Here is a 7,666-nt window from a genome sequence, read left to right as displayed (position 1 = left end):
CTCGACGGTAAACCTGATAAAGGTTAAGAACCGCGAGGGACGCGTGGTGCTCGATATCCCCGTCTGGGCGGCCGCTGTTACCGGCGCCGCCGCGGTTATCCTGGCGCCGATTGTAGCCGCAATCGGTGTCGTGGGCGGACTCGTGGCGGACTTTAAGGTTGAGGTCGAGCGAAATGCACCGCCCGAGCAACCCCCGCAACCCCCGCAACCTATGCGTTCTGAGCCACCGGAGGAAACTCCGGTGTAACTAAAAGAAGGGCTCGCGATGAGCCCTTCGATCGTTATAAAGTAATTCTGTGAATCGAGACTAGCGGCGTTTCAGCCTGTTCGCGAGGTCTTGCTGGTTTTCCTTACTGCTTTTGCGAAGTGCTTTTAGCTGGTCTTCGATGCTTCTATTAAACGGTTTATCCTGATCACGATTATCGCGACCATTGCTTGTCCTCGGCCTTTGCTCTGAGGGCTGTTCGCTGCGTGAGATAATCTTCACGTCAATCGCATTCTCACCCTTCGGTCCGCTGGAGACACTGTACTCGACGACATCGCCTTCGTTCAGGTTCTTGAAGCCTTCACCCTGGATAGCCTTGTGGTGCACAAATAAATCCGGGCCGTTTTCTTGCTCAATAAAGCCGAAACCCTTTTTGCTGCTAAACCATTTTACTTTACCTTGAGCCATTCTTTTCACCTCCAGGTGACCGGTGCGCCATGCCCCGGTTTTTTTGCCCAACCTACGGCAGTAAGCGCTTGCCGTGACCTGAACATAATTATTTGGCAGTTATTTCAGATACTGTGGACCTTTATATTATCCACGATAGATGCACTTTTGTATAGAACCCCCTGAAAAATCGCTATTCTTATGCTAGCAAGGTTAGGCAAGAATGCCCAGTGATAGCTAAATACGCCGAATGGGCATATTGTGTATACAAGGCGGCATTGATACTATGATTGATACTATGGGCTTGCGGCCCTAAGTGTTCGCTGATTAAAGGAGGGTCCATGAAACTCACCCAAATTATTGCACGAGATATTCCCGATGCCTGGTTCCAAGCGATTAATGCGGTCGTTAACGATGGGTTTGAATATGAGATCGACCGTGGGAGTTACCAGGGCTCGAAGCGAAGAGAACTCGATTTCGTCACGATCCAGATAGAGTACCCGGGCACTAAGCCGCTTGTGCCCGACATTCCGGCGCATCTCGGTCTTATCCCGCCGGCATCCGAGGAATACGTTCAGGATTATCTGAAATATCTCATGACCTCCGAGAAACAAGAGAACGAGCAGTACACATACGGTGAGTTTCTAGAGCCGCAGCTCTTTGAGGTTATACGGATGTACAAAGAGGACGGTCTCATGACCAACCAGGCGTGCATGACGGTATGCGATATGAACTCCATTTACCTTGAAGACCCGCCGTGCCTGCGCCAGGTCGATACAAGGGTGCGCTACGGGAAACTTCACTTTTATGTGTATTTTCGCTCCTGGGATTTATGGGGCGGCTTCCCGGCAAATCTCGCGGGCTTGCAGATGATGAAGGAGTTTATGGCAAGCGAGATAGGCGTAGATGACGGGGAGATTATCGCGGTTTCAAAGGGCCTGCACCTATACGAGTATGCGTGGCCGTTGGCAAATATCCGGCTCGGCAGGAAGTAAGTATTCAAACGGTGGGGTTAGGCATGCCGCTTAAGGACCAGAATCGCAACGTCATCGACGAGATGTCCCCGTGCAAACTTTTCACAATCACGAACGAGGTTCGTCGCAATACCCTGGGCGTCTAAGTCATGGTTCTTGGCGACAGATGCTTCCGCCCGCTCCGTTCCGAAGAATTCATTTGCGATGCGGGCTTCTATTAATCCATCAGTATAGAGTGCAAGAATATCCCCATCCTTGAGCTGAAGCTCGATTTGGCTGTAGGTGTGGCTCTGAAGTACGCCGAACACCGGGTTATAGGTCTCGATCAGCCCGCTTTTGCCATCGTTCCCTGAAAAATGAATAGGATAGGGATGCCCGGCATTCACCAGCTCGAGTTTGCCTGTCTTGGGGTCATATAAGGCGTAGCAGAGTGTTACGAATGAACCTACCTTTAGCTGCTGGCACACGACCGTGTTGGCCTTTGTAAATACGGTCGAAGGCGTGGGATCGCTATAGAGGAACGAACGCACCGCGTATTTGACCATTGCCGTTGTCGCGGCGGCCTCAATCCCCTTACCGCTCACATCACCAATAACAACGGCCACCTTCCCATCGGAAAGCTGGATGAGGTCGTAAAAGTCGCCGCCCACCAACGAGGCCGAAGCGCTTGTCGGCGCGTAATAGACGCCAAAATCCGTGTCCTTAACCTGGGGTATTTCCTCCGGGAGAAGGCTTTGCTGCAGAGTTACAGCAACATAGCGTTCGTGCTCAAGAGCCAGTTTTGTCTGCTCGTAGAGGTCGGCGTTTTTAATCGCGAACGCGATTTGATTGCTCAGGATTTTTGCCCGGTCGAGCTGGACTTCGTTAAAGAAATAAGGATGCTCGCTGCTGGCGAAGACCAGGACGCTCTTTACTTCACCATCAACGGTAATCGGTACACCCATAAGCGTTTTTGAATTGAAGTTCCGCAACATCTCTGGCTTAACCAATGGATGGTTTGGCGCGTCGTCGATCAAGATCGGCTTTCTTGTATGGTAGATATAGGCGGCCATCGATGGTTCGCTCATCGGCAAAGCTACTTTTAAGAAATCCCCGGCTTTTTCACCATAGGCGGCTTTGCCGATGAGCAGACTATTCTCTTCATCTACCGTATACAGGTATGTACCGCTGTTTCTGAAGAGCTTTGTCGCCTCTTCGCAGATCAAATCATATACTTTCCCCATATCAAGGGCTGACCCGATGAGCGACGTCAACTGGTTCAAGGCCTCCCTGAACTCGCCTTCATCTTTCATCTCTTCAAACAGCTGTGCGTTATATATCGCAATCGCCGCCTGCCGAGCGACCGCCTCAAGTAAGCCGATATCGTACTCGTTGAACCTTTTCTCAGGGTTCATATGCCCGATGACAAGCGTGCCAAGCAGGTTGTTCTCAAACAGGAGCGGCGCGATTGCCGTTCCCCGTAATCCCGCCTCTTTGAATTCTCGTAATGCTTTGGGATAGTTCGAATAGTCGGGAATCGAAATCGGGCGACCCGTTTCTACGACAAAACTTGTGAGCCCCGCGCCCCGCGGTATTTCGATGTGTGCCAGGTGTTCGGGGAGATTATCAAGATACCGGTAGGAAAGCGTGCCCCGCCGCGAATCGTAAAGACCGATGCCGCCGGCGTCGGCGTTTAGCAGTTTTACGCTGTTCTGCGTGATCCTTGCAAGCAGCTCGCCCAGCTCCAAACCGGATGTGATCTCAAGGGCGATAGCGTTTAATATGTGCATATCCTCGATTCGGCGGTTTAGCTCTGCTTCAAACCGTTTTCTTTCGGTGATATCCCGACAGGTGCACTGGATGACCTTGAGACCGTTAAGTGGAAAGAGCGTTCCATTTTTTTCTACGGGAATCAATTCGCCGTCTTTGGTCTTAAGATGCATATCGCTGAGGCCTTTTATTTGCCCCTCGCGTGCAAAAATCCCGATAAGCTCGACCATGCGGGCATGTTCTTCTTCGGGATGGATATCAAAGACCGTAAGCTGCAGGAGTTCCTCACGGGTATAACCAAGTAGCCTGGTGATATAGTTATTTGCATCAAGGATGCTGCCATCCTTGAAATCAAAAACGTATGCGGAATCATTCGCCCTATCGAAATATTCAAGGCGAAGTAACTCTATCTGCTTTTTTGAGAGCATTGGATGAAAACGTCGCTCTGCCATAACATTCCCCCAAGATTATTTATTAATAGTAGAACTTTAGCGGGACGAAAAATAGAGCTAAGCGGATGATGGTATAAAAGCCCTATCGCTCGGTCATCCTGCTGTTCCTTGCGGCATACGGCTATATCCGCGTAAAGCCGATATAGCCGTATGCCGATAGCCACTAGTATGGGAAAACTATCAAACGATACCAAGTTAATAGACTGGCCGTATATAAAGAAGTTGCTGCAGCCCGGGACGCAGGTTGACGTGCAATTTAGTGATGCCGATGAGCCCTCGTCGTATACCGTTGTAATGACGCTCGACACTCCGCTCATCTTCTGCCGGGCAAATGAAGACGTGCGTCTGCCTTATATTGAGGAAGGTGCGACCCCGATGATGTTCATCCCTGCCACACGAGACCTGTGTTCGCTGAGGGTGGTTGTAAAGCAACAGGCCGACGATTGCGCGTACCTCGCACTGAGCCCGATTGCGAGAGCGCAGATATTAAAGCGCCGGAGGGCGATCCGCATCAAGTCCGCCGAGGATATCAGCTACCGCGTTCGCTTCGAAGGAAAGAGCAACATCTATAAAGGCATCGCCGTGCAGGATATCGGGCGCGGTGGAGTGGGACTCCTCGTCTATGCGGCAAGCCCCATAGAGGAAGGTATGCAGGCTGAAGTCGAAATCTCCTTGCCGCAGGCCAGTGAAAAAGTCATGGCGACCGGTTCGGTTTCTTACTGCATCCCGCATGGAAATCTTCCACGGATGTACCGGATCGGCATCCAGTTTACGGCGATAAGCCCGCAGGATAAGCAGACGATCGCTATGTATATCGATAGCTCCCTTAAGAACGAGAAATCCGGCCCAGCATCTTCACCTAAAACTCGGGTTCGCTAACCGCTTGTTGTCTGATTACTTCAGGAATACCGTTACCGAAGCCATCTTCACTTCGCTGCCGTCTCTCGGGCTGTTAAAGTAGAACAGAACCGTGCCCCTGCCTGGTGTTTTCGGTTTCTTGAAGCTTACCTTCTCGTTGAACGTGCCGTTAAGGAAGTTGCTTGCCAAAATCGACTCTTGCGCGAGGACAGTGCCATCGATATCGGTTATCCGCACATTAAACTGGGCCTCAAATACGGTAGCCGTTCCTTCAACTGTTAGCGGACTTGAGACGGTTGTAAAGGCTCGTGGTGAGTTTACCGTTATCGTATTTGATGAAACCTTGCCACCTTGAATAAGGCCCACGTTTCTTGAGAAGGGCTGCTCCGAGAGGCCGACGTGTCCCCACCAATCTTGAATCTCGCGCCCGTCAATAGTTCCCCTGTCTCTGCCTTCTACCAGGAACATTACCCTTTTGATGGTTGGAAACTCCGTGAGCGTGTTTACGATCTGGGCGATCCCCAAAGCTTCGCCCTCGGATCCGACGTTTGCTTCAAGCACATCTCTGCTGAGATCTACCGTTGCAAGATTGTTGGCGATTTTTATCGAACGCACTTTAGTCTTCGCCGGGATAACCCTAGCGAGACCCGGTTGCTGTGGTCCTTTTATCAATTCCTCGAGGGTTGCCCTTGCGACCGATTCGGTCTCCGGGATGCTCCGGCGTTCGGGGACAAGAAACGACGTTTCTTGGAAATCCTTGATAAAATACAGGGTGACGGCGATCTCTTTTTTCGTAGTCGTCGATGTGGGGGCGCTAGCGGTGGTCGTTGCCCCAGAGGTCGTCGTGGTCGTGGTGACCGGCCTTGGGCATCCTGTGAGTACTATGCTTGCAAGCACAAAAAAGATAAAAGTTACTAACGGTACAACGTTCGGTTTTCTCATTTTAATCGCCTCTTCAACTAGGTAGGGGTAGGATTATGGTACACCGACACAGCCGCCAAAGCTAAATGCATACAGCCGCAGCCCGTTGGGTAGGTTTGTGAGTCGCAATATACCGGATGTGAATGTACCGGCCCTAAATAGATTATACATGCGCGGCTCCACAACCGATACTTTAGAACCGGTTACATCGTCACCCATGGTCTCTTCGGTCAACGGATGGCCGTTAAACTCGATAGCGACCTGGACCGGCTCGGGCGCGCTGGATGTCATTACCAGGTTAACGGATACAGCCTCAATAGGAAGGACGAGATGGCCGGACGGGTCTGGGCCGACATGTTCGAGATACTGCCTCTCTGCCCGCCAACGTCCCTTAAGGTAAAGACCAGAGCGGACGTAGTCGCCGGGATCTTCATACGCAAAGTCTTCCATCTTGTGATAGCCGCCCGGGTTATTCAAGAAGCCGCGTGAGTACCCGCAGTAGGTTTCCTCTGTCGGTGTTGTACAGGTGGCGGTTCTGTCCTGGACGACCGGTATATCGGCTAAGTCGATTTCAGGATTGATCTGCTCGAGGAGGTTTCGTAATTTCGCCTCGGTTGCATGATAATCGCCCTCTCCTATGTGGTCGTAAACTATGCTCCCGTTTAAGACCAGATACTTGCGGGGCCAGTATGCGTTCTGATACGCATGCCAGATTCTAAAGTGGCTATCAAGGACGACGGGGTAGGTGAGGCCGTAGTATCGCAGCGCCCAGCGAACATTATCGGGTTCTCGCTCGAAATCAAATTCCGGCGAGTGCACCCCGATCAGGGTAAATCCCTTATCAGAATATTTCTTGTGCCAATCTTCCAGATACGGCATAGCCCGGATGCAATTGATTCAGCTATACGTCCAAAAATCAACCATAAAGACGTGGTCGGGTTTATCCAGGATTGTGATAGGTTCTGAATTAAGCCATAAATCCCCGCCGACCAACTCCGGAGCCGATCCACCGAGGGCACGATGGAAAAACTCTCTAAAACTCATGGTTTATATGTACCCGGCGGGGCATAAATTACACAAGAGTCTACATTTAGCATTCACAGTTTTGAAGATTTTTTTTCAAACGGTAGGAGGGATACGAACTATCGCCCTGTTGAGTGATATTTATATGTTACATTTATGTTAACGGTAGGAATGACGCGGTAAGTGGTATTAGCCACTTTAGTGGGCTAAGTAGCATGCTCAGTCCTTAATAAGTACCGCTTACGCCTGTGTATTACCGTTTAACGCTATATAGAACCGTTTACCAGATTTTTTTATAGAGGTATCGGATATCTAGTTAAACTAGAAAAAGTGGGATTTAAGGGACTTTCGGGAGCTTTTAGACGTCAGCGCATGCTGACAACGGTTGAATTATAACCGTGAACGGTAAATCGGGGTAAAACAACACCAAAACACACTACAGGGACATTAATATCCCTGGTGATTACCGTTAACTGGTCAATATGAACCGTTTAACCTTATCCACGAACCTAAGTGAACCTGCTACAGGATTTTGTTCACGGTACTTTTAATGCAAGCTTATTCAATTTGGGCTAACAGGAAGTACGACCGTATGGTCGAGGACCTCAAAACAAAGATGGGGAGTTACGGATGGGGGAAACGATTCTTGGGCATGCAAATCCGATAGCGCTATTACTCTTCTTTGTGTTCGTTTTGACCACGCTTTCTGTATTGCGATTCTGTACAGCGTCAGATGTGAAATATGGGCGTAACTCCGCGAGTTGCGCAACGGCCCGGACGGGCTATTTTTATATTCTCCCATTGTATATGGGAGTTAGCGCTGGGTAATAGTTGATCCTTGAAAACTACATAACGGATCAGATACCGGCAGTGCGCTTGGCCAAAATGCATGCTTTACGAATATTTGCTATACTTTGCGACATAAAGGATGGCCAGCACGGAATAGGGAGCCAAGTTCCAAGTAAGCACATGAAAAGCTGAAGGGACTACTATCACTTAACAAGTAGGGAGATACTTTAGGGGAGGTTTAAGAATGA

At 50.1% G+C, this 7,666-nt stretch carries 6 protein-coding genes and 1 pseudogene; 3 read left to right on the top strand and 4 right to left on the bottom strand.

The genetic code is table 11. The features are described from left to right. A partial coding sequence (locus ACYC56_RS10370) for a DUF4342 domain-containing protein (RefSeq protein ID WP_461374105.1) occupies positions 1-247 on the top strand: 247 nt, incomplete at its 5' end. A gap of 228 nt (positions 248-475) precedes the next feature. Here ACYC56_RS10370 and ACYC56_RS10365 read toward each other — a convergent pair. Then, positions 476-673: pseudogene (locus tag ACYC56_RS10365) on the bottom strand (cold-shock protein); the annotation flags it as partial. A gap of 320 nt (positions 674-993) precedes the next feature. On the opposite strand from ACYC56_RS10365, the gene ACYC56_RS10360 reads away from it, so the two are divergent. Further along, positions 994-1,647, top strand: a complete 654-nt coding sequence (locus ACYC56_RS10360) for a thymidylate synthase (protein WP_461374104.1) — start codon at positions 994-996, stop codon at positions 1,645-1,647. 17 nt (positions 1,648-1,664) lie between these two features. On the opposite strand, the gene ACYC56_RS10355 is transcribed toward ACYC56_RS10360, so the two are convergent. After that, a complete protein-coding gene (locus tag ACYC56_RS10355; RefSeq protein WP_461374103.1) occupies positions 1,665-3,827 on the bottom strand; it encodes a GAF domain-containing SpoIIE family protein phosphatase in 2,163 nt (720 codons plus the stop codon). A 168-nt stretch (positions 3,828-3,995) separates the two neighbouring features. Here ACYC56_RS10355 and ACYC56_RS10350 point away from each other — a divergent pair, with 168 nt between their 5' ends. Further along, on the top strand, positions 3,996-4,706 hold the full coding sequence (locus ACYC56_RS10350; RefSeq protein ID WP_461374102.1) for a PilZ domain-containing protein: 711 nt from the start codon (positions 3,996-3,998) through the stop codon (positions 4,704-4,706). A gap of 15 nt (positions 4,707-4,721) precedes the next feature. On the opposite strand, the gene ACYC56_RS10345 is transcribed toward ACYC56_RS10350, so the two are convergent. Continuing rightward, positions 4,722-5,627, bottom strand: a complete 906-nt coding sequence (locus ACYC56_RS10345; RefSeq protein WP_461374101.1) for a GerMN domain-containing protein — start codon at positions 5,625-5,627, stop codon at positions 4,722-4,724. A gap of 33 nt (positions 5,628-5,660) precedes the next feature. Then, positions 5,661-6,485 (bottom strand): thioredoxin family protein, encoded by an 825-nt coding sequence (locus ACYC56_RS10340; protein ID WP_461374100.1) that lies wholly within the window; start codon positions 6,483-6,485, stop codon positions 5,661-5,663. Positions 6,486-7,666: the final 1,181 nt, after the last annotated feature.

The organism is Candidatus Aquicultor sp. (assembly GCF_054640775.1).
This window is presented reverse-complemented; position numbering and strand designations above follow the sequence as displayed.